Here is a 19,639-nt window from a genome sequence, read left to right as displayed (position 1 = left end):
ACCGTACCGGGCAACCCATGTTTTCCTCGCTTGAACTGACCCTGATGTTACTCGGCAGCGCCGTGCTGGGCGTGGTCGCTTTCAGAATGTTGCATTTGCCGCCCATGCTGGGCTACCTGGCCGTTGGCATCGTCATCGGCCCCCACGCGCTGGGCCTGGCAGCGGAAAACGAGGCCAGCCACACCCTGGCCGAGTTCGGCGTCGTCTTCCTGATGTTTTCCATCGGGCTAGAATTCTCTCTACCCAAATTCCTCGCCATGCGGCGCATCGTCTTCGGCCTCGGCATGGCGCAGGTGGTCACCACCATCATCGCCACCGTCGTCTTCGGCTGGTTTGTCGCCCGCTACCTGTCCGCCTACATCCACCTGAGCTGGCAAGCCGCGTTCGCCCTGGGCGGCGCGCTGGCCATGTCGTCGACGGCCATCGTCTCGAAAATGCTCACGGAGCGGCTGGAACTGGAAAGCGAACACGGCCGTAAGATCATCGGCATCCTGCTGTTCCAGGACCTGGCCGTCGTGCCCCTGCTGATCCTGATTCCCGCCCTCACCCGCGATTCGGACAACCTGGCCGAAACCCTGGCCTGGGCCGGCGGCAAGGCCCTTGTCGTGCTCATTTTGCTGCTGTTCATCGGCCAGAAGATGGTGCGCGGCTGGCTGACCATCGTCGCCAAGCGCCGCTCGCAAGAATTGTTCATGCTCAACCTGCTGCTGATTACCCTGGGGGCGGCGTGGATCACGGAACGGGCAGGATTGTCGCTGGCCCTGGGGGCCTTTGTTGCCGGCATGCTCATTTCCGAGACGGAATTCAAGCACCAGGTGGAAGAGGATATCAAGCCCTTCCGCGACGTGCTGCTGGGCCTGTTCTTCATCACCGTCGGCATGCTGCTCAATATCCGTGTGGTGCTCGACAACTGGTGGCTCGTGCTGCTCTTGCTGTGCGGCCCCGTGTTGCTGAAATTCGCCCTGATCGCGGGCCTGGCCCGGCTGTTCGGCTCCAGCAACGGCGTTGCCTTGCGCACGGGGCTGGGCCTGGCGCAGGCGGGCGAATTCGGCTTCGTACTGCTGAACCTGGCCGGCGGTATCAAGCTGATGGACCCGTTCGTCGTGCAGGTGGTGCTGGCGTCGATGGTGCTGTCGATGCTGGTGGCGCCCTTCCTCATCGCCAAGTCCGACGCCATCGTCATGAAACTGGCGGCCAACGACTGGATGATGCAATCCTTGGCGTTGACGAAGATCGCCACGCGCACCATGGCGTCGCAGAAACACGTGCTGATTGCCGGCTTCGGACGCAGCGGGCAAAGCCTGGCGACCCTGCTGGCGGAAGAAAAGATCGAATACCACGCGCTGGACCTGGACCCGGAACGGGTACAGGAAGCGCAGCTGGCCGGCGCCCACGTGTCCTACGGCGACGCGGGCCGGCGCGAAAGCCTGGTGGCGGCCGGTATCTACCGGGCCAGCGCCGTGGTGATCACGTACGCCAACACGCCCTCGGCCTTGAAGTTATTGCATTTACTCAACGAAATGGCGCCCACCTTGCCCGTCATCGTGCGCAGCCACGACGATACCGATCTCGACCAGTTGAAGAAGGCGGGCGCGGCCGAAGTGGTGCCGGAATTGATGGAAGGCAGCCTGATGCTCGCTTCGCACGCGCTGATCATGATGGGCGTGCCCCTGCGCCGCGTCGTGCACCGCGTGCAGGCGGCGCGCGAGGAGCGTTATGCCTCGCTGCGCGGCTATTTCCACGGTTCCAGCGACGCGGGCGACGATGCCGAGCTGGAACGCCTGCATACGGTCACCGTCAGCGACGGCGCGCATTGCGTGGACTTGCCCTTGAGTGCGATCGACGTGGCCGGCTGCGGCGCGTTTGTCACGGCCATCCGCCGCGGCCGCGGCCGCCTCGAAGTCACCCCCGAGACGCAGCTGGCCAGCGGCGACGTGGTGGTGCTGCGCGGCACGGCCGACGCCGTGGCCAAGGCGGAAACATTACTATTGAAATAATTAGTCCGACGGTGCCTGCCAGCTGATGACCTTGTTGCGGCCATCGGCCTTGGCCTGGTACAGGGCCTGGTCGGCGTGCGCCACCAGTTGCTGCGCCACCGTTTCGATCGGTAGCAGCGCCGCATCCGCCTCCAGGCTGGCCACGCCGATCGAGACGCTGACCCACGCTTGCGCGCTGCCCGGCAAGTCGAACATGGTGCCGGCGATGCTGGCGCGGATGCGTTCGGCAACGAATGTCGCACTGTCGAGGTCAGCGTCGATCAGCAGCACGACGAATTCCTCGCCGCCGAAGCGGCCCAGCGCATCGGAGCGCCGCAATTCCGTGCGGATGCGCGTGGCCACTTCGCGCAGCACTTCATCGCCGCCCTGATGGCCATAGGTGTCATTGACCAGCTTGAAATGGTCGATATCGATATACATGCATGAAATGCAATAATTCTGGCGCCGCGCGCGGGCGATTTCTTCCAGCAGCCGGCGGTCGATATAACGGCGGTTGTAGACGCCCGTCAAGGAATCGGTCAAGCCGATGTATTTCAGCATTTCATTGCTGATCACGTTTTCCAGGCAAATGGCGATGATGGAAGCCATATGCTTGATGAAATCCGTGCCCAGCACGGGCGTAAAGCGCGTCACGTCGCTGCTGGCCAGGTTCAGGCTGCCGATCAGGCGCTTGTTGCGCAGCAAGGGCACCAGCGCCACGCTGCGCAGGGGCGAGCCGATGCCCGGGAAACGCGGGCCATGCACGGCGGCATCGAAGGCGCCCAGCAGCGGCAGCGGCGGCAAGGCCGCTTCGCCTTCGGCCACGGGCGCCGACGGGGCAAAACCCAGCTCCGCCACGGCATGCACGAACAGCAATTGCGGGAAGGCGCTGAAATCGACGCCCAGCTTTTCCATCACCAGCACGATATCGTCATCCTCGTCGAGCAGGCTCAAAGTGACGCCGTCGAGGTCGGAAATCACGGGCAAGGTGCGGAAAATGGTGCCGATCAGCTCGGGAAACGTGGACGCGCCGACGATTTCCAGATCAAACGCCTGGTGGCGGCACATGATGTCGTGGTTGCGCTCGACCTGTTCCAACAGGAAAGCCATGCGCGCCCGCAAGGCCTGGTTTTCGGCTTCGAGGCTGGCAATGCGCGGGTCCGGCGGTATTGCTTGATTCATAGAAACCTTAAACCCTTCTGTGCGGGCGCCATGCTTAAAATGCCAGTTCGAAACCGATGTCCTGCCCCACTACGATACGCTCATCGCCGCCTTCGGTGACGATGGCGTTCATGCCGAAGCAGATGGCGCCGTCAAGCTCGGGCTTGGCGCGGTAGCCATGCATGACGTCGAGCGGGTCCGGTCCGGGCACGCCCGTGGCCTGGTCCACCGACGGAATCGGGCAGCGCGAGCACGGCTTGACGGGTTTTAACACGGTCGCGCCGAATTGCAGGAAGTCGGCGTAGTCTTCCTCGAAGGCGCCGATATCGCCGATGACGAGGTTGGGACGGAAGCGGTTCATCGGCAAGGCCTCGCGGCCGGCGGCGCGCAGCTTGTCATTGACGTCGGCTAGCGAGGCGCTGCCGGCGATCAGCACCGGGTAGCCATCGGCAAACATGGTCGAGGCGGCCACGCCGTCCGTCCACTTGGTGCTGGTGGCGCGCACCACGTCCGGGTGAAAGCGCACGAGGCGGCACGGCACGCCGACGGCGTTGGAAAACCAGGTGGCCGTGACGTCGTCGCAATCGTAGGCGCGCACGGTATCGTCCCACACTTGCACGTCCAGCATGGGCGCCAGCTGCGGATGCGGCAAGCCCAGCTCGATTTCCAGCCGCAACATGCCCGGAGCGCGCAATTCCAGGGTGGTGGCCTTGATGGACGGCACGATCAGCGCCATGCGCGGATGTTCGCGCTGCGTCAGGAAACGGCCGTGCTCGTCCACCACCATCCATTCGCGGTCGAACACGTGTTCGCTCATCAGCCCTGAGCGCGTCAGGACCGCCTCGCGCAAATGGATGCCGGCGCACGATTTGATCGGATACAGGATGATGTCGGACAGGATAGCCATGGACAGGGGAGAAGGAACAGTGTTGCTGCTTCAGCCAGGAAGTTATTCAAAAACGAAGTATGGCAGCAAAGCGGGCAAGCGTAAATCCGCCAAGCCCAGCCGCAGTGGCCGGGCCGGCGTGACGGCGATCAATACGTGTAGAAAATACGCTGGATTTCTTGCGTACTATTGGTTTTGGTCAAGGCCAGCATCAGCAGGATGCGGGCTTTTTGCGGGTTCAGGGTATCGGATACGACACTGTCGAGTTCATCGTCGTTGGCTTCGCCATTGCGCGCCACGATGCCCTGGCCAACGCGGCTCGAACGCACGATCAGCACGCCCTTCTGGCGCGCTTCCACCAGGGCCGGCTTCATTTGCGCGGCCACGCTGCCATCGCCCACGCCCGCGTGGATGATGCCCTTGGCGCCGGCGGCGATGAAGGCGTCCATGCCGACGCGGTTCATGTTGGCGTAGCCGTAGACGATGTCCACTTGCGGCAAGGCATCGAGCTTGCTGATGTCAAATTCCGACTCCAGCGTGTGCTTGCGCGTCGACTGGCGGTAGAAGAAAGCCTTGCTGCCCTGGATGTAGCCGAGCATGCCCAGTTCCGGCGACTTGAAGGTGTCGGTGGTCGAGGTGTTGGTTTTGGTCACTTCGCGCGCGGCGTTGATCTGATCGTTCAAGGCCACCAAGACGCCCTTGCCCACGGCTTCCTTGCTGCCCGCCAGCATCACGGCGTTGTACAGGTTGATGGGGCCGTCAGCCGAGATGGCCGTCGACGGACGCATGGCGCCCACCACCACCACCGGTTTATGGCTCTTCACGGTCAGGTTCAGGAAATACGCCGTTTCCTCGATGGTGTCGGTGCCGTGCGTGACGACCACGCCATCGACATCGCTCGAGGCCAGCAGCACGTTGATGCGCTTGGCCAGGGCCAGCCAGTGGCTATTGCCCATGCTTTCGCTGGCGATCTGGAAAACTTGCTCGCCCTTCACGTTCGCCACTTTTTTCAATTCCGGCACGGCCGCGATCAGGCGCTCGACACCCACGGTGGCCGAGGTGTAGCCGACGGTGGTGGTGCTGTCGGCGCCGCTGCCGGCGATGGTGCCGCCCGTGGCCAGAATCACCACATTCGGCAATTTGACGGCCGCCTGCTGCGCGCGCGCGGGGGAAGCGGCGATAAAGCCCATCAGCATGGTAGCCAGCATCAGCTGTGCACAAGAATGGAATTTGCGTGAAAACATGGTGCTCCCGTGAGGTGTACTGTCAAAAATAACAAAGTCGTGTGCAAATTATATGTCATCCATGCCGGGGCAAATCCCGAATTCATGCGTATCGCGCAAACGTGCGCGCCTTCCCTTGCGCTACAGTGGCGCCATGTCCACACTGCCGCCCATCCGGTCTTGCCTCCTCCTGCCGCTCGTCTTGATGGCGCTCAATGCCTGCGCCACGCAAATCGAACTGCGCACGGCGGCGCAACAGGAGCAATGGGGGCGAGAAGCGGCCAGCCAGGGCGACTGGACACAAGCCATGCGCAACTACGCGGACGCCGTCGGGAATGTCGAACTGGGACACGGCGATCTCGCTTGGCAGGCACGGCTGCACCACCAGGCGGGACGCGCCGCCAGCGGGGCCTGCCGCTACGATGCGGCCGAATTTCATTTCCGCCAGGCCATCGCGCTGGCGAAAAGCAGCAAACAATCGAGCGCCCTCGGCTACAAGGCGCTGATCGACCTGTATGAACGCCAGGGCAAGGCGACGGAAGCCTTGGCCGTGCGCAATGAACTGGGGTTTCATCAATCGTGGGCACTGGGCGCCTTTGCCGACCTGGAATCGCTGCCTTTGGGCAAACCTTGCGGAGTTGCTCGATGAATATCGCACGCACCTTGCTGGCCGCCTCCACCCTCTGCGCCGCCATGGCGCCGGCGCGCGCCGTCGAAGCACCGCTGCCCTTATGGGAAGCGGGCGTGTTTGGCGGCACGGCCGTCACGCCCGCCTATCCGGGCGCCAGCGAACGCTCGACGCGCAGCCTGGCCCTGCCCTATCTGATTTATCGCGGGAAAGTGCTGCGTGCCGACCGCTCCGGCGTGGGCGCGCGCCTGCTCGATACGGACCGCTTGGCCTTCGACGTAGGCTTCGCCCTGTCCTTGCCGGCCAGGTCCAGCGACGTGCCGGCCCGGCGCGGCATGCCGGACCTGGGTACCCTGGTGGAATTTGGCCCGCGCCTGAAAATCAGGCTGGCCGAGCCGACGCAGCACAGCCGCCTGGGGCTGGAGCTGCCCTTGCGCGCCGTCATCGAAGCGCGCGGCGGCCTGCGCCGCCAAGGCACCACCTTCGAGCCGCGCCTCGTCTTCGCGCTGCAAGACGGCAGCAGGCCTGGCATGTGGATGCCAGCCTGGGCGCCGTGCTGGGCAATGCCGCCATCAACGATTACTTGTATGGCGTCAGTCCCGCGTTTGCCACCGGCCAGCGCCCCGCGTATGCGGCAAAAAGCGGGCTGATGCTCACGCGGCTGGGCCTGGGCGGTTCCTACCGGCTGCAGCGGGACTGGCGCGCCTTTGCCTTTGTACGCTACGACACTTACACAGGCGCCGCCAACCGCGCCAGTCCCCTGCTGCGCCAGAACAGCGGCACCTCGGCCGGCATCGGCCTGATGTGGACGTGGCAACGTTCAAGCAGCCTGGCGCGGGGCCCGGACGAGTAATAACAAGACGGTTTAAAACTCCGTCGTGGCCGACAACATGACCGTGCGCGGCGCGCCCAGGCCCAGGCTGGTCCATTGCGGCAACGCCCAGTACGCCCTGTTGCCGACGTTCGTCACGCTGGCGCGCACGGTCAGGGGCCGACCCGCCGCCTTCGTCGCATAGCGGGCGCCCAGGTCAAACACGGTGCGGCCCGGCACGGACATCGAATTGTCGGCATTGATGTATTGCTTCGATGCCGCCGTCGCGTTCGCCGTCAGGGTCACGCCAGGGATGGCGGGCGTATCCCACTCGACGCCCAGCTTGGCTTGCAGCTTGGGCACGCCCGTCGCCTGCTTGCCCTGGTTGGCGCCGCCCATGGTCTTGCTCAAGACCGGGTCGACATACGCCACGCCGCCCATCAGGCGCACGTCGCGCAGGGGCGAGCCGAAGAAGCCCCAGTCGATGCCGCGGTTGCGTTGTTCTCCGCCAAAGGAAAAGATATTGCTGACGGGATCGACATAGCTGCTGGGCCGCTTGATTTCATACACGCTGACCGTATGCGCGAACTCGCCCAGGTCGACCTTGACGCCAAGCTCCGCCTGCTTCGATTTGTACGGCGCAAAGACCTCGCCCGAGTTGGCGGCCGTCAACGGCGCCGTGGCACCCTGGCTCAAGCCTTCGATGTAGTTGCCGTACAGAGAGACCGTTTTGCTGGCCTTGACCAGCAGGGCGACGGCGGGCGTGGTGGCGCTTTCGTCATAGCGCGAGGTGCGCGCGCCCGTCTTGATGTTGAAGTTATCGCTGAGCACTTCCTGGCGGCGCAAGCCCACCGTCAGCTGCACGGTGTCTTGCGCAAAGGAAAGTGTATCGACCAGGCCAAAGCTGGCCAGGCGCAGTTCCGCCTTGGAAATTTGCGGCGCGTCGAAGCGCGTCGCCGGGCCCCAGACGGGATGGTAGATGTTCGTGATCCAGTCTTTCGCCAGGGTATTCCTGCGGCCGTACTGCTTGTCCGTGTGGTGATAATACGTGGCGTTGACGGCCCATTGATGGCCGATGTCGCCCGTGCGCAACTTGCCCCGCAAACCCGCTTCGGCCGACTGTTTTTCCACGTCGAAGCCCAGGTCGGCGACGTTGGTACGGTAATCGCCGGCCGTGTTGAATACCTGGATCAGGTAAGCGCCCGTCGACTGGTAATCGGCCCGGCTGGCGCCCACGGCCGCGTACGCCATCACTTGCGCGTTCAAGTCCAGTTCGCCGCGCAGCATGGCGCCCTTGTCCTTGGTGTCGTAAAACGCCCAGCTGGGATTGAGCAGAGTTTCCGCTTTCGGCGGACGCGGCACGGGCAAGCCGGGGGCCAGGTTGACGCCCCGGTTCAAGCCATCGGCGCGGTCCTCGCTGTGATACAGGTCGGCGGACAGGCGCGCGCCATTGCCACGCCAGTCCAGGCCAAGCGAGACGAGCCGGGTCTTCTTTTTCTGGTGGTCGATGGCGCCGTCGCCGTCGCGGTAGACGCCGTTGACCCGGATGCCGAATTGCTGATTCTCGCCAAAACGTTGACCCAGATCAATATGCCCTCCCCATTGCGAGTCCGACATGTACGACGCCGTCACGCGCGCCAGCGGCGCATCGCCCGCGCGCTTGGGCACGAGGTTGATGCTGCCGCCCACGGAACCGCCCGGTGGCATGCCGTTGAGCAAGGCCGATGGCCCCTTCAGCACCTCGATACGCTCGAACATTTCAGGCGACGTGCGGTAATAGGGAGAGATGCCGTACAGTCCGCCAAACGCGACGTCGCCGATATTCGAGCTGAAGCCCCGTATCGAATAATTCTCGCCGATGATGCCCGTCATGCCGCTGCTGAAGACGGTAGGGTCGGCGGCGGAAATCACGTCGGTGATGTCGCGCGCCTGCCGGTCTTCGATGAATTTATCCGTATAGCTGATGGTGTTGAACGGCGTTTCCATGAAATCCTTGTCGCCAAGAAATCCCACGCGGCCGCCGGACGCCACTTGTCCGCCTGCATAGGCATCCGTCACGCTGTTGCCCTTGCCCCACACCGTCACGGCCGGCATAGTGGCGGCGGCTTCGGCGGCGGCGCTGTGCGCCGGTTCGCGGCGCACCGTGTAGCTGCCATTGCCCTCGCGCACGGCTTGCAAGCCATGGCCGCGCAGCAATTCGTAAAAGCCTTCGGGCACGCTGTAGCTGCCGGACAGGCCGGCGCTGTTCTTGCCTTGCAGCAAGCTAGCCTCGACCGTCAATTCGACGCCCGCCTCGGCCGCGAAAGTGTTGAGCGCCAGGCCCAGCGTACCGGCCGGCACGCTGAACGCTTGCCGGGCCTGGCCCGCCCCCGCTTGCGCGTACGCTGGCGGGGCCGCCACGCCCAGCGCCCCCACGGTCAAGCCCGTGATGAGCGCCAGTTGCACGGCGGTGGCGATACGGCTCAGGTTCAAGGCGGGAAGATGGCGCGTTGCCATGCGTTGGGTCATAAAGTAAATCCTTTCAGAAGGGATGATTGCTTGTTCTCACCCTATCTCCCGAACGAAAAGGCAAAACCCTCAATGCAAATACGACTCATTACGAAAATAATTTATCTCACTGATAACCCTTGAGCACGTCGTCGATCACCCGTTTCAGCGACGTCACGCTGGCCGCCGTGATGTACCAGGCGTCCGCATCGACGAAAACCACGCGGCCATTTTTCCACGCATTGGTCTGGCGCAACAGCGGATTGGCCATCTGTTCGGCCGTCATGACGGGACGGTGTTCCATCACGGCCGTGCGGTCCACCACATAGATGATGTCGGGATTGGCTTGCTGGATGAATTCGCTGGAAATGGGCTGGCCATGCAAGCCCGCCTCGATGGCCGAGCTGGCAGGCTTCACGCCCAGCGCATCGAAAACAAAACCGTAGCGCGACCGCACGCCAAAGGAACTGAAGGCGCCGTTGTTATGCAGCACGATGAGCGCCTTCTCGGGACGCTCCTGCGTCACCTTGCGCGCATCCGCCACCTTCGCGTCGAGCTCCGCGGCTTTCCGGTTGGCAATGTCTTCCTTGCCAAAGATGCGTCCCAGTGTCAGCAAGTGTTGCTTGACCACCTCGATGTGCTTGCTCTCACTGTTCTGGTAATCCACGTCGAAATGCAAGGTGGGCGCGATCTGGCTCAGTTCCTTGTAATGGTTGGCCTGGATCGACGTCATCAGTATCAAATCGGGCTGGAGCGCGTGGATATGCTCGAGATTCGGCTGCACGATGGCGCCCAGGTCGCGGATGCCCTGGTCTTCCTTGTAGCGGGTGAGGAAATGCGGCACGTAATCCTTCACCATGCCGGCCACGGGCACGCCCAGCTGGTCGAGGAAATCGACTTCGTTCATGTCGAGCACGGCTACCCTCTGGGGACGCTGCTTGAGCACCGTCGTGCCCAGCTTGTGCTCGATGGTGATGGGCGCAAACGCCTGCGGTGGCGCGGAGGCGGCAGGCGATGGCGGCGTCGTGGCTGCCTTGTCGGTGCAGCCTTGCAGGGCGGCCATGGCGGCGAGCAGCACGGCCAGCGCGCAGCGGGATTTGTTCCAGATCATCTCAAGCTCCTGTGGGGGTAAAGTAATTGCAGACGCAGCCGCGCTCGTTGCGCACGATGTGAAAATCGATGTCGTACAGCGCGCGCAAGCGCTCTTCCGTCACGACCTCGTGCGAGGGGCCGGAAAAGCGCACGCCGCCGCCCTGCATGGCGACGATGTGGTCCGAATAGTTGGCGGCGAAATTGATGTCGTGGATCACCAGGATCACCGTGCGGCCCTGCTCGTCGCACAGGCGCCGCAGCGCGCGCATGATTTGCACGGCATGCTTCATGTCGAGGTTGTTGAGCGGCTCGTCGAGCAGCAGAATATCGGTCTGCTGGGCGATCGTCATGGCCAGGAAGGCCATCTGCCGCTGGCCGCCGCTCAGCTCATCGACATACGCCAGGCGCAGATGCTCCAGCGACAGGAAGGCGATAGCGTCATCGATGGCTTGCCGGTCCTGTTCGGTCAACGCGCCTCGGCTGTAGGGAAAGCGGCCGAAGGCGACCAGCTCTTCCACCGTCAGGCGCAAGTGAAAATCAGGCGACTGGCGCAGGGTGGCCACGAGTCGCGCATAGTCCCGGATCTGGATGGCTGCAATGCTGCGCCCGTCTATCGTAATCTCGCCGCCATGCGCTTCCTGCAGGCGCGCGATGAGCATCAGCAAGGTCGTCTTGCCGGCGCCGTTCGGGCCGATCAAGGACGTCACTTTTCCCCTGGGAAACTGCGCGCTGACCTTGGCCAGCACGCGCTTTTCGCCGTAGCTTTTTTCAATCTGTTTGACGTGGATCATGCTGTACCTCGGGTGCGGACCATGAGCGCGAGGAAGTAGGCGCCACACACCAGGTTGACGAGGATGCCAACCGTGGTCCGGTAATTGAAAACGTGTTCGACCAGCAACTGGGCGGCCAGGAAGATGGCGATGGCGATGGCGCAGCCCAGCGGCAAGGTGACGCGGTGGCGCGCCGTGCGGGCCAGGGCGTAAGTGGTGTTCGCTACAAAGATGCCCATGAAGGCCGTCGGTCCCAGCAAGCTCGTCGACACCGCCACCAGCACGGCGATCAGCGCCAGCTGCAGCCGCACCATGCGCCGGTAATCGATACCGAGCGAGATGGCCTGCTCGCGCCCCAGCGCCAGCACGTCGAGCGCCGGCAAGGTTTTCAACACCGCCACGCAGGCGGCGCCCGCCAGCACGGCCGAGTACAACAACTGCACGGGCTGCGCCTTGTTGAACGAGGCCTGGCTGAATCCTTGCAAGATGGCAAATTCACCGGGACTGATGCGCAACTGGATGAACTGGGTAAATGTGCCTATCACCATCGTCAGCACGAATCCCAGCAGCAACAGGAAATACACGTTGTTCTTTCCATCACGAAACAGCCAATAGTGGATGGCCCAGGAATACGCAAGCATCAGCGCGATCGACACGACAAAATTGCCGTTCTGCCCCAGCAGCACGACGCTGTGCATGCCCATCGCGAGGATCAGCAGCGATTGCAGCAGCAAATACACGGCTTCGTAACCCATGACGGCCGGCGTCAGGATGCGGTTGCCGGCGATGGTCTGGAACACAATCGAAGACACGGCCACGCAAACGCCGCCGATGACGATGGCGGCCAGGCGCGACATGCGCTTGGGAATGACGTAATCGAAATCCAGATTTGCGCCGATGAAGAGGAAAGCGAGCGCCAGGGCCAACACGGCCAGCCAGAGCATGCGCTGGTTCAAACGGCGCCTCATCGCCGCCCCCGGATGATCAACATGAGGAACAGCACGCCCCCCACGCCCCCTGCCGTCAGGCCGATGGGCACTTCGAATGGATAGATCAGCAAGCGCCCCGCAATGTCGCAGGCCAGCAGCAGCGACGCGCCGCCCAGCGCGACAATGGGCAGGGTGCGGTCCAGCTTGTCGCCGTAGCGCAAGGCCACCAGGTTGGGAATGGCCAGCCCGACAAACGGGATCGCCCCCACCGTGATCACCGTGGCCGCCACCGTGACGGCCACCAGCATCAGGCCCAGCGCCACCGTGCCCCCATAGTTCAAGCCCAGGCTGGTGGCCATGCCCTCGCCCATGCCCAGCACCGTAAAGCGCTGCGCATACAGATACGTCAGGGCAACGATGGGCAGGATCAGATAAATGATTTCATAGTTGCCCTGCACGATCTTCGAGAAATCGCCCAGCAGCCAGCCCTGCATGCTTTGCAGGATGTTGTTGCGGTAAGCATAAAACTCGGCCACGGCGCTGAGCACGCCGCCATACACGAGGCCGATGACGGGGACGAGTATCGTATTCTTGAAGCGGATGCGGCGAATCAACGCCACATACACGAGGCTGGCCGCAAAGCAGAAGGCCAGCGCGAGCGCCATCTTGCCGGCCGTGCCCGCCGCGGGCGCCACGGTGAGCGCCACGAGGATGCCCAGCTTGGCCGCGTCGAGACCGCCCGAGGTGGCCGGTTCAACAAATTTGTTGCGCACGATGTGCTGCAGGATGACGCCGCACACGGACAGGCCCGCGCCCGTCAGCACCAATGCCGCCAGGCGGGGCAGCCGGCTGGCCGTCAGGGTCAGCCAAGCGTCGGCGGACAGCGCGTCGGACGAGGACAACAACTGTGCCCACTCCATCTGCCGCGCACCGACCAGCAAGGACGCGCAGCACAGCAGGAAGAAGGCGAAAAACAGACGCGCGCGTGTCAAATGCGGGACTCCGTGCCTGCCTGGCGGGCGGGCGCGGCGATGCGCCAGCCCTTGGCCGCCTGGCGCTGGGCCAGGAAGTGCGCGTACAGGCCGTGCTGCGCGCGCAAGGTGGCTGGCGCGCCTTGCTCGCGGATCACGCCACCGTCCAGCACGACGATCTGGTCGGCCATGGCCACCGTCGACAACTGGTGGGCGATGACGATCACCGTGCGCTTGCCGCGCAGCCGCGCCAGCGCTTCGGCGATGGCCGCCTGGTTTTCCGCGTCGAGCGCGGCCGTCGCCTCATCGACCAGCAAAATCGGCGCATCCTTGACCAGGGCGCGGGCAATCGCGATGCGCTGGCGTTCGCCGCCGGACAGGCGCGCGCCGCCCTCGCCGACCAGGGTATCGAGTCCCTGCGGCAGGCGGGCGATGATCTCGGCCACGCCCGCCTGGCGCGCCGCTTCCCGCACCTCGGCATCGGTGGCGCCAGGCTTGCCGATGCGAATGTTGTCGCCGATGCTGCCCTGGAACAGATAGCTGTCCTGGAATATCTGGCTGATCTGGCCAGCCAATTGCTCGCTGGACATATCGCGCACATCGACGCCGCCCACCAGCACCGCGCCTGCGCTGGCGTCAAAGAAACGCGCGATCAGGCGTACCAAGGTCGTCTTGCCGGAGCCGGACGCGCCGATCAGCGCCGTCATGCTGCCCGGCGCAATGCGCAGGTTGATATCAGTCAAGACGTCGGCCTGATCCTGTGCATAGCGGAAAGCCACGCCGCGCAATTCGACGGCGCCGTCGCGCGGCGCTTGCGGCTTGTCTGCTTCCGGCAGCGGCTGCACGGCGAAAATATCGCGCGCCGCGTCGAGCGGGCCGCGCGCGCCGCGCAACACCTCGCCATAGCTGGCCACTTCCTGCAGCGGGTCGACAAAGCGCACCACCAGCAGCAAGGCCACGATGACGGCGATGGCGTCGCCCGCGCCGGCAGCACCGCCCGCCAGGCTGTCTAGCCACAGCGCGGCGGCGGCCAGCAAGGCGGCGAAGATGGCTTGCACGGTCCAGGCGTTGAGCACCGACGACAGTGCCGACAGGTAAATGAGCCGCGTGCCCGCGTGGCGCTGCGCGTCGATCGCTTGCTGCAGGAAACGCGTGCCGCCGCCATCCCCGTTGCCATTGAATGCGCGCAAGACGGATTGCGCTTGCGCAAACTCAACGAGGCGCTGGCTGGTCTGGGCAAAATGGTGGTGATAGGCATCGTCGGCACGCTGGCCCAGGTACGCGGTGAGCCGCAAGGCGCCGGCCAGCAGCGGCAACGCCAGCAGCGCGATGAGACCCAGCTGCCAGTGCAGCGCGAACAGCGCGATGAGCATCACGACGGGCGTGACGGCGCCGCAGATGACGGGCGTCAACACGTGGGCGGGCAGCTGGGCCACATTCATCATGCCTTGCGTGATGACGTGGCCCAGTTTTGCCGTGTTGTCCGGCGTGAACCAGCCCACGGGCAGGCGCGCGACGTGGTCGCCCAGGCGCTGGCGCGCCCCTTGCAGCACCGTCACGCCCACGCGCACGCCGGCCTTTTCCACCTGGCGCCGCCAGGCCCAGCAGGCGACCAGCCCGGCCAGCAGCACCAGCAGCCACAGGGCCGCGCCGCCCACGTCGCCACCCAGCAGGCGGCCCAGGGCCAGCACCAGCGCCGTGATGGTCAGCCCGCTGAGCACGCCATACGCGAGCGCCATGGCACAGTAGCGGCGGAACACGGGCGCGTCATCGCCCAGCAGTTGAATAAACGTTTTCAGCATGGCAGCACCGTGTCTTCCTGGAAATCCTGATAGCCGCCCAGCGCCCACAGTTGCGCATAGCGGCCCTTGTCGGCGAGCAAGCCGGCATGGCTGCCCTGTTCGACGATGGCGCCGTTCTCGACGACGACGATGTTGTCGGCATGCATCACCGTGTCGAGCCGGTGCGCAATGATGAGCAGGGTGCGGTCCCGGGCAAAGCGCGACAGCGCGTCCTGGATCGCCACCTCGTTTTCCGCGTCGGCCGCGGCCGTCGCTTCATCGAGCACCAGCACGGACGGGTCGAGCAGCACGGCACGCGCGATGCTCACGCGCTGCAACTCGCCGCCGGACAATTGCGCATCTTCGCCGATGACGGAATCGTAGCCGCGCGGCAAGGCCAGGAGGCGTTCGTGGATGTTCGCCAGGCGCGCCGCCTGTTCGATCTCGTGCATGCTGGCCGATGGCCGTCCCAGCGCGATGTTCTCGCGCACGCTGGCGTGGATCAGGCGCACTTCCTGCAGCACGAAACCGATGCGCCGGTACAGCTCGGGCGTGGCGATGTGCCGCAGGTCGACGCCGCCCAGGGTGATGCGCCCCTCGGTCGGGTCGAAAAAGCGCAGCAGCAGCCGCGCCAGGGTCGACTTGCCGGAACCGGAAGCGCCGACGATGGCCGTCACCGTGCCGGGCTGCAAGGTCAGCGTGATATCCGACAACACCTTGTTGTGCCCATCGTAGGCATAACAGACGCCTTCCAGGCGGATCTCCGTGCCGTCGGGCAACTGCTGCTCATCCGGCGCCGGCTGCGCCAGCACGGGCGTGTCGAGCAAGGCTTGCACGCGCTGGGCCGCTCCCGTGGCGTTGTTGAGGTCATGCGTCAGGTAATGCAACAGCAGCATGGGCGCGGAAATGCCGGGCGCCACCAGGGCGAACGGCAGGATATCGACGGGCGCCATCCAGTCCAGCGCCACGAAGGCCGTGCCGGCGAGCACCACCACGCCCAGCACGGCGACGGGCGCGATCAGCGCGTTGGCATTCGCCATCGAGCCGACCAGCGGGCGGGTAAACGCGGCAAACGCCTCGGCAAACGCATCGACGGCCGTGCGGTAGCTGCCGTGCGCGCGTCCCGTGGCGCCAAACGCCTTGACCACGGGAATGCCGTTGACGAATTCCACCACGGCATTGTTGATGCGCCCCATGCCGGCGACGAATTGTTCCATGTTGCCGCTGCTGGCTTTCATGGCGCGGCCGAAGAACAGGAAGAAGCCGGGAAACGGCAGGATGGCGATGAGGGCCAGGCGCCAGTCCATGGCGAATAGATACACGACGGAAATGGCGATGGCGCCCACGGCGCGCCCCGTTGTCGTATAGAAGTGCGCCGTGAGGCTGTGCAGGGTATTGATGTCGTCCTGCATCGCCTGCTTGACCTCGCCCGAGGCCCGGCTGGTGAACCAGCCCAGCGGCACCTGTCCCAGGCGCTGCATGGCTTGCAGGCGCAATCGATGCGTGAGGCGGTTGTCGGCCAGGTGCGCGGCCAGTTCTCCCAGCGACATCAGGGCCATGCCGAGGAACAGGCAGGCGACGCTGGCGACGATGATCTGCCACACAGCGTCCGGCGCCAGCGCGGGGGCCATGGCGATTTGCGCGATCTGCGCGATGCCCGCCAAGGGCACCAGGGTGAGCATGGACCCCGTGCCGGCCAGCACGGCGGCGGCGATCAGGCGTCCGCGGATGGGCTGCAGTATCCGGCTGATCGGGCCGGCCTGGCGGGTTTGGCTACGCATGGGAAAAGCGGGAAAAAACGTGCATGGGATCGATGGATATGGGTGGCTCTCACCCTATATCCCGAACGAGAATGCAAAACCCTCAATCGGGCCCGAAAAATTGTCAGGCAGCGGCCTGGGGTATGGCTTGCACCGTCACCCAGTAGCGCGTGCGCGCGAGGATTTGCACGGGCAAGGCCAGCGCCAGGTTATGCAGCGCGCGGTCCGTGTCGCGCAGGGAAAACACGCCGTTGACGCTCAGGCTGGCGACGGTCGGGTCGCAGCGCAGCAGGCCGGGGCGATAGCGGGCCAGTTCCGCCAGCAAGTCATCGAGGCGCATGTTGTCGGCCACCAGCACGCCCTTCGTCCAGGCCGCCGCGCTGGCCGGCACGGGTGCTGCCGATTGCACGATGTCGGCCGAGAAGATGGCGCTGTAGCCCGTGTCGATGCGCACGGCTTGGCCGGGCGCATGCGCGAGGCGTATTTCGACGGCGCCCTCGAAGACGGCCACGCGCGACGTGTATTCGTCTTGTCGCAAGGTAAAACGCGTGCCCAGCGCCTGTACTGTGCCGTGGCGGCCCTGCACGCGGAAAGGCCGCTGCGCCGGGTCCGGGTCGTGCGCCGTGGTGACGATGATTTCGCCGCTGCGCAGGATCAGCAAGCGTTCGCTGGCGTCGAAGCGCACGTCGATGGCGGAAGCAGAAGCGAGCATCACGCGCGTGCCGTCAAGCAAGGTAATCTCGCGGATCTCGCCCGTGGCCGTGCCGTGCCCGGCCGTGGCCACTTGCCAGGCATCCGTGCCGCGCAGCATGTACGCCATGCCGCCCACGGGCAGCAGCACGGCCAGCAGCTTCAGGGCACGACGGCGGTTCAGGTAGGCGGCGGGCGCCGGTTCGCGCAGCGCGTGCCGGGCCGCATCGCGCGGCACGCTGTGCAGCTTGCCCTCGAACGCTTGCAAACGCTGCCAGGCGATGGCGTGATGCGGATGGGCCGCGCACCAGCGGGCACAGGCAGCCCGGTCTTCGTCGCTGGCGTCATCGGACCACAGGCGCGCCATCCACTGGGCAGCCTGCTGCACGACGGCGGGCGCGATCACCACCTCCATGGCTCAGACGTCCGACGCGTGCATGGCCTGGTAGCAGGCCAGCAAACCGGCGGCGATGTATTTTTCGACGGACGAGACGGACACCTGCAATTCGGCGGCGATGTCGCGATAGCTGAGGCCATCGAGTTTGCACAGCAACAATGCCTTGCGCGCCTTGGCGGGCAGTTGGTGCAGCACCGCATCGATTTCCGTCAACGCCTCGATCACCAGCGCGCGCTCTTCCTCGGACGGCGCCAGCGCCTCGGGCACCAGGGCCAGCACTTCCAGGTAGGCGGCCTCGATCTGGCGGCGGCGGTACAGGTCGATGACCATGCCGTTGGCGATCTGCGTCAGGTGACGGCGCGACTCCCCGGCCGGCGGCATGCGCCCCGTCTTCATCAGGTGCAGGTACACATCGTGCGCCAGGTCGGCCGCATCGAAGGCATTGCCGAGTTTACGGCGCAGCAAGCCGCGCAGCCAGTGATGGTGGTCGGTGTACAGACTGCTGACTTGCTGCTGAAGCGCTAACTCGGCGGTGCTCACGATACCCTTCCTGTCGCCAACGGCCGGCAAGAACAGGCGCATCGGATTATAAATGAGAATTATTCTCATTGTACGCGGAGTGACGAGGAAAACGCAATACGGCAACGAGCAGCAAATGCCCTCAGCCCTGCTGCCGGACGGGCCTGAACAGCCTGAAAGCGACCCACAGCGAAGGCCGGTAGACGTGCAGTGCGGCAGCAAGCAGCACGCTCCACGCCAGCGGAGCAAGCACCCCCAGGCGCTGGGCAAAAAACGCGTGGCCCGCCGCCAGCAGCGACAGCAGGACGGTGCTCAGGTACAGCGAACGGCGCGGCAGCGGACGCCAGACGCGCATGCCCAGCTCCGTCTTGACGACAAAATACACGAGGAAGCCCAGCAGTTGAGACACGGCGGCGCCCGTGGCGCCATGGCGCGGCACCAGCACGGCGCCCGCCAGCAAGGTGCCCAGCAAGCCGGCCGCAAAGGCGGCGATGGAAAATGCCGGACGGCGGGCCAGATTGATGCCGACGCCGGCCACTTCCGCCAGGGCATACAACAGCGGCTGGCCGACGGTGGCCACCGCCAAGTACGCGACGCCGTGATAGTTGGGAGGCAAGACCCAGCCGATCAGCCAGGCCAGGGCGCCCGCCAGGCAAAAGCCCACCACCACGATGGCTTGCGCATGGCGGCAAATGGCCGCAATATTCGACAGGCCGCCGCCGGCCGCCGCCCATTTGTGTACTTGCGGTACCCAGACAATCGTAAAAATCGATTGCACCAGCCAGGCGCCGGCGGCCACGCGCGTGGCCAGCGCATAAATGCCGAGTTCGTCAAAGCCGGCAAAGAAACGCAGCAAACCCATGCCAGCCGACAACATGAACATATAAAAAATCCCGCTCACCAGCAAGGGCGCAGCCTCGGAAAGCAGGCGCCGCAGCAGCACCCGGTCCACGGCGGTGTTCCAGGCTTGCGCCAGCGATACGCGCGCATGCCACAACAGCCATAGCGTGACCAGCCAGGTAGTGGCCACGACCATGCTTGCCAGGTGCACGAAATTGCGCTGCGGATCCCACCACAGGACAGGCAGCAGCAACAGCAGCGACATTTTCGGCAAGACCTGCGCCAGGCTGAATACCCAGGCGCGCTCCTGCATGCGGAACAGCTGCGCGATCAGGCGATTGGCCAGGGCGCTCAGCATGCCGGCAGCGAACAGGACAGCCAGTGCAGGTTGCGCCACATCAAATAACAGTTGTGCTACGGGCGCGGCAAACACGAGTATCACGGCCAGCGCCACGGGCGCGAGCAGCACGGCCGGCAGCAGGCACGCTTTCAGCAAGCCGCTACGCGCGGTGCTGTAATGGTATTCATGCAGGAAAGCCTTATCCAGCCCCAGTGACAGCAGCAAACCGGCCACCGTGCATGCGGTCATGAAGAAATCCAGCTTGCCGATGTCGGCAGGTGGAAACAGCCAGGCCACGGCAGGCACAGCGGCAAAGCTGCACAGCAGCGACAAGATGGGGCCGGCTGAAAAACCCGCGAGACGGTTCAGGCGCATCGT

Annotated in this window: 17 protein-coding genes; 4 read left to right on the top strand and 13 right to left on the bottom strand. The window is 64.7% G+C overall.

Annotation, left to right across the window (positions count from 1 at the left end; genetic code table 11):
• Nucleotides 1-17 precede the first annotated feature (17 nt).
• Nucleotides 18-1,997 (top strand): monovalent cation:proton antiporter family protein, encoded by a 1,980-nt coding sequence (locus tag O3298_RS23105; protein ID WP_305060621.1) that lies wholly within the window; start codon nucleotides 18-20, stop codon nucleotides 1,995-1,997.
• On the opposite strand, the gene O3298_RS23100 is transcribed toward O3298_RS23105, so the two are convergent.
• The 3 genes from O3298_RS23100 to O3298_RS23090 all read right to left on the bottom strand — a co-directional run bounded on the left by O3298_RS23100 (nucleotide 1,998) and on the right by O3298_RS23090 (nucleotide 5,267).
• A complete protein-coding gene (locus tag O3298_RS23100) occupies nucleotides 1,998-3,158 on the bottom strand; it encodes a diguanylate cyclase (protein WP_305060620.1) in 1,161 nt (386 codons plus the stop codon).
• A gap of 34 nt (nucleotides 3,159-3,192) precedes the next feature.
• A complete protein-coding gene (locus tag O3298_RS23095) occupies nucleotides 3,193-4,044 on the bottom strand; it encodes an MOSC domain-containing protein (RefSeq protein ID WP_305053868.1) in 852 nt (283 codons plus the stop codon).
• Nucleotides 4,045-4,172: 128 nt separating this feature from the next.
• Nucleotides 4,173-5,267: a type II asparaginase gene (locus O3298_RS23090; RefSeq protein WP_099665695.1), complete on the bottom strand. Its 1,095-nt coding sequence runs from the start codon at nucleotides 5,265-5,267 to the stop codon at nucleotides 4,173-4,175.
• A 133-nt stretch (nucleotides 5,268-5,400) separates the two neighbouring features.
• Here O3298_RS23090 and O3298_RS23085 point away from each other — a divergent pair, with 133 nt between their 5' ends.
• From O3298_RS23085 to O3298_RS23075, 3 genes are read left to right on the top strand one after another with little or no spacing between them, the layout of a single operon-like run.
• The gene (locus O3298_RS23085; protein ID WP_305060619.1) at nucleotides 5,401-5,895 is read left to right on the top strand and encodes a hypothetical protein; all 495 of its coding nucleotides are present in this window, start codon (nucleotides 5,401-5,403) and stop codon (nucleotides 5,893-5,895) included.
• Nucleotides 5,892-6,524 (top strand): MipA/OmpV family protein, encoded by a 633-nt coding sequence (locus O3298_RS23080; RefSeq protein ID WP_305060618.1) that lies wholly within the window; start codon nucleotides 5,892-5,894, stop codon nucleotides 6,522-6,524. The genes O3298_RS23085 and O3298_RS23080 overlap by 4 nt, the downstream gene beginning before the upstream one ends.
• Nucleotides 6,407-6,727 (top strand): MipA/OmpV family protein, encoded by a 321-nt coding sequence (locus O3298_RS23075; RefSeq protein ID WP_305060617.1) that lies wholly within the window; start codon nucleotides 6,407-6,409, stop codon nucleotides 6,725-6,727. Before O3298_RS23080 ends, O3298_RS23075 begins: the two co-directional genes overlap by 118 nt.
• A gap of 12 nt (nucleotides 6,728-6,739) precedes the next feature.
• Here the strand turns inward: O3298_RS23075 and O3298_RS23070 are convergent, their stop codons facing one another.
• The 10 genes from O3298_RS23070 to O3298_RS23025 form a co-directional block, all read right to left on the bottom strand.
• On the bottom strand, nucleotides 6,740-9,193 hold the full coding sequence (locus O3298_RS23070; RefSeq protein ID WP_305060616.1) for a TonB-dependent receptor: 2,454 nt from the start codon (nucleotides 9,191-9,193) through the stop codon (nucleotides 6,740-6,742).
• Between the two features lie 106 nt (nucleotides 9,194-9,299).
• Nucleotides 9,300-10,283, bottom strand: coding sequence for a siderophore ABC transporter substrate-binding protein (locus O3298_RS23065; protein WP_305060615.1), 984 nt, complete (start codon nucleotides 10,281-10,283; stop codon nucleotides 9,300-9,302).
• A gap of 1 nt (nucleotide 10,284) precedes the next feature.
• Nucleotides 10,285-11,055: an ABC transporter ATP-binding protein gene (locus O3298_RS23060; protein ID WP_305060614.1), complete on the bottom strand. Its 771-nt coding sequence runs from the start codon at nucleotides 11,053-11,055 to the stop codon at nucleotides 10,285-10,287.
• Nucleotides 11,052-12,002 (bottom strand): iron chelate uptake ABC transporter family permease subunit, encoded by a 951-nt coding sequence (locus O3298_RS23055; protein ID WP_305060613.1) that lies wholly within the window; start codon nucleotides 12,000-12,002, stop codon nucleotides 11,052-11,054. The genes O3298_RS23060 and O3298_RS23055 overlap by 4 nt, the downstream gene beginning before the upstream one ends.
• Nucleotides 11,999-12,955 (bottom strand): ABC transporter permease, encoded by a 957-nt coding sequence (locus tag O3298_RS23050; RefSeq protein ID WP_305060612.1) that lies wholly within the window; start codon nucleotides 12,953-12,955, stop codon nucleotides 11,999-12,001. Before O3298_RS23050 ends, O3298_RS23055 begins: the two co-directional genes overlap by 4 nt.
• Nucleotides 12,952-14,736: an ABC transporter ATP-binding protein gene (locus O3298_RS23045; RefSeq protein WP_305060611.1), complete on the bottom strand. Its 1,785-nt coding sequence runs from the start codon at nucleotides 14,734-14,736 to the stop codon at nucleotides 12,952-12,954. Before O3298_RS23045 ends, O3298_RS23050 begins: the two co-directional genes overlap by 4 nt.
• Nucleotides 14,730-16,496: an ABC transporter ATP-binding protein gene (locus tag O3298_RS23040; protein WP_305060610.1), complete on the bottom strand. Its 1,767-nt coding sequence runs from the start codon at nucleotides 16,494-16,496 to the stop codon at nucleotides 14,730-14,732. Before O3298_RS23040 ends, O3298_RS23045 begins: the two co-directional genes overlap by 7 nt.
• A 103-nt stretch (nucleotides 16,497-16,599) precedes the next feature.
• Nucleotides 16,600-17,580 (bottom strand): FecR domain-containing protein, encoded by a 981-nt coding sequence (locus O3298_RS23035; RefSeq protein ID WP_305060609.1) that lies wholly within the window; start codon nucleotides 17,578-17,580, stop codon nucleotides 16,600-16,602.
• A 3-nt stretch (nucleotides 17,581-17,583) separates the two neighbouring features.
• A complete protein-coding gene (locus O3298_RS23030; protein WP_305060608.1) occupies nucleotides 17,584-18,102 on the bottom strand; it encodes a sigma-70 family RNA polymerase sigma factor in 519 nt (172 codons plus the stop codon).
• A gap of 121 nt (nucleotides 18,103-18,223) precedes the next feature.
• The gene (locus tag O3298_RS23025) at nucleotides 18,224-19,636 is read right to left on the bottom strand and encodes a lipopolysaccharide biosynthesis protein (protein WP_305060607.1); all 1,413 of its coding nucleotides are present in this window, start codon (nucleotides 19,634-19,636) and stop codon (nucleotides 18,224-18,226) included.
• Between the last annotated feature and the right edge of the window lie 3 nt (nucleotides 19,637-19,639).

This window comes from Janthinobacterium sp. SUN137, from assembly GCF_030587265.1.
Classification (GTDB): Bacteria; Pseudomonadota; Gammaproteobacteria; order Burkholderiales; family Burkholderiaceae_D; genus Janthinobacterium; species Janthinobacterium kumbetense.
This window is presented reverse-complemented; position numbering and strand designations above follow the sequence as displayed.

What these genes read in the sequence shown, in the direction of transcription:
- O3298_RS23070 (WP_305060616.1), bottom strand. Translation starts at nt 9,193, where the DNA reads ATGACCCAACGCATGGCAACGCGCCATCTTCCCGCCTTGAACCTGAGC.
- O3298_RS23035 (WP_305060609.1), bottom strand. Translation starts at nt 17,580, where the DNA reads ATGGAGGTGGTGATCGCGCCCGCCGTCGTGCAGCAGGCTGCCCAGTGG.
- O3298_RS23065 (WP_305060615.1), bottom strand. Translation starts at nt 10,283, where the DNA reads ATGATCTGGAACAAATCCCGCTGCGCGCTGGCCGTGCTGCTCGCCGCC.
- O3298_RS23080 (WP_305060618.1), top strand. Translation starts at nt 5,892, where the DNA reads ATGAATATCGCACGCACCTTGCTGGCCGCCTCCACCCTCTGCGCCGCC.
- O3298_RS23085 (WP_305060619.1), top strand. Translation starts at nt 5,401, where the DNA reads ATGTCCACACTGCCGCCCATCCGGTCTTGCCTCCTCCTGCCGCTCGTC.
- O3298_RS23060 (WP_305060614.1), bottom strand. Translation starts at nt 11,055, where the DNA reads ATGATCCACGTCAAACAGATTGAAAAAAGCTACGGCGAAAAGCGCGTG.
- O3298_RS23090 (WP_099665695.1), bottom strand. Translation starts at nt 5,267, where the DNA reads ATGTTTTCACGCAAATTCCATTCTTGTGCACAGCTGATGCTGGCTACC.
- O3298_RS23095 (WP_305053868.1), bottom strand. Translation starts at nt 4,044, where the DNA reads ATGGCTATCCTGTCCGACATCATCCTGTATCCGATCAAATCGTGCGCC.
- O3298_RS23025 (WP_305060607.1), bottom strand. Translation starts at nt 19,636, where the DNA reads ATGCGCCTGAACCGTCTCGCGGGTTTTTCAGCCGGCCCCATCTTGTCG.
- O3298_RS23040 (WP_305060610.1), bottom strand. Translation starts at nt 16,496, where the DNA reads ATGCGTAGCCAAACCCGCCAGGCCGGCCCGATCAGCCGGATACTGCAG.
- O3298_RS23105 (WP_305060621.1), top strand. Translation starts at nt 18, where the DNA reads ATGTTTTCCTCGCTTGAACTGACCCTGATGTTACTCGGCAGCGCCGTG.
- O3298_RS23100 (WP_305060620.1), bottom strand. Translation starts at nt 3,158, where the DNA reads ATGAATCAAGCAATACCGCCGGACCCGCGCATTGCCAGCCTCGAAGCC.
- O3298_RS23055 (WP_305060613.1), bottom strand. Translation starts at nt 12,002, where the DNA reads ATGAGGCGCCGTTTGAACCAGCGCATGCTCTGGCTGGCCGTGTTGGCC.
- O3298_RS23045 (WP_305060611.1), bottom strand. Translation starts at nt 14,736, where the DNA reads ATGCTGAAAACGTTTATTCAACTGCTGGGCGATGACGCGCCCGTGTTC.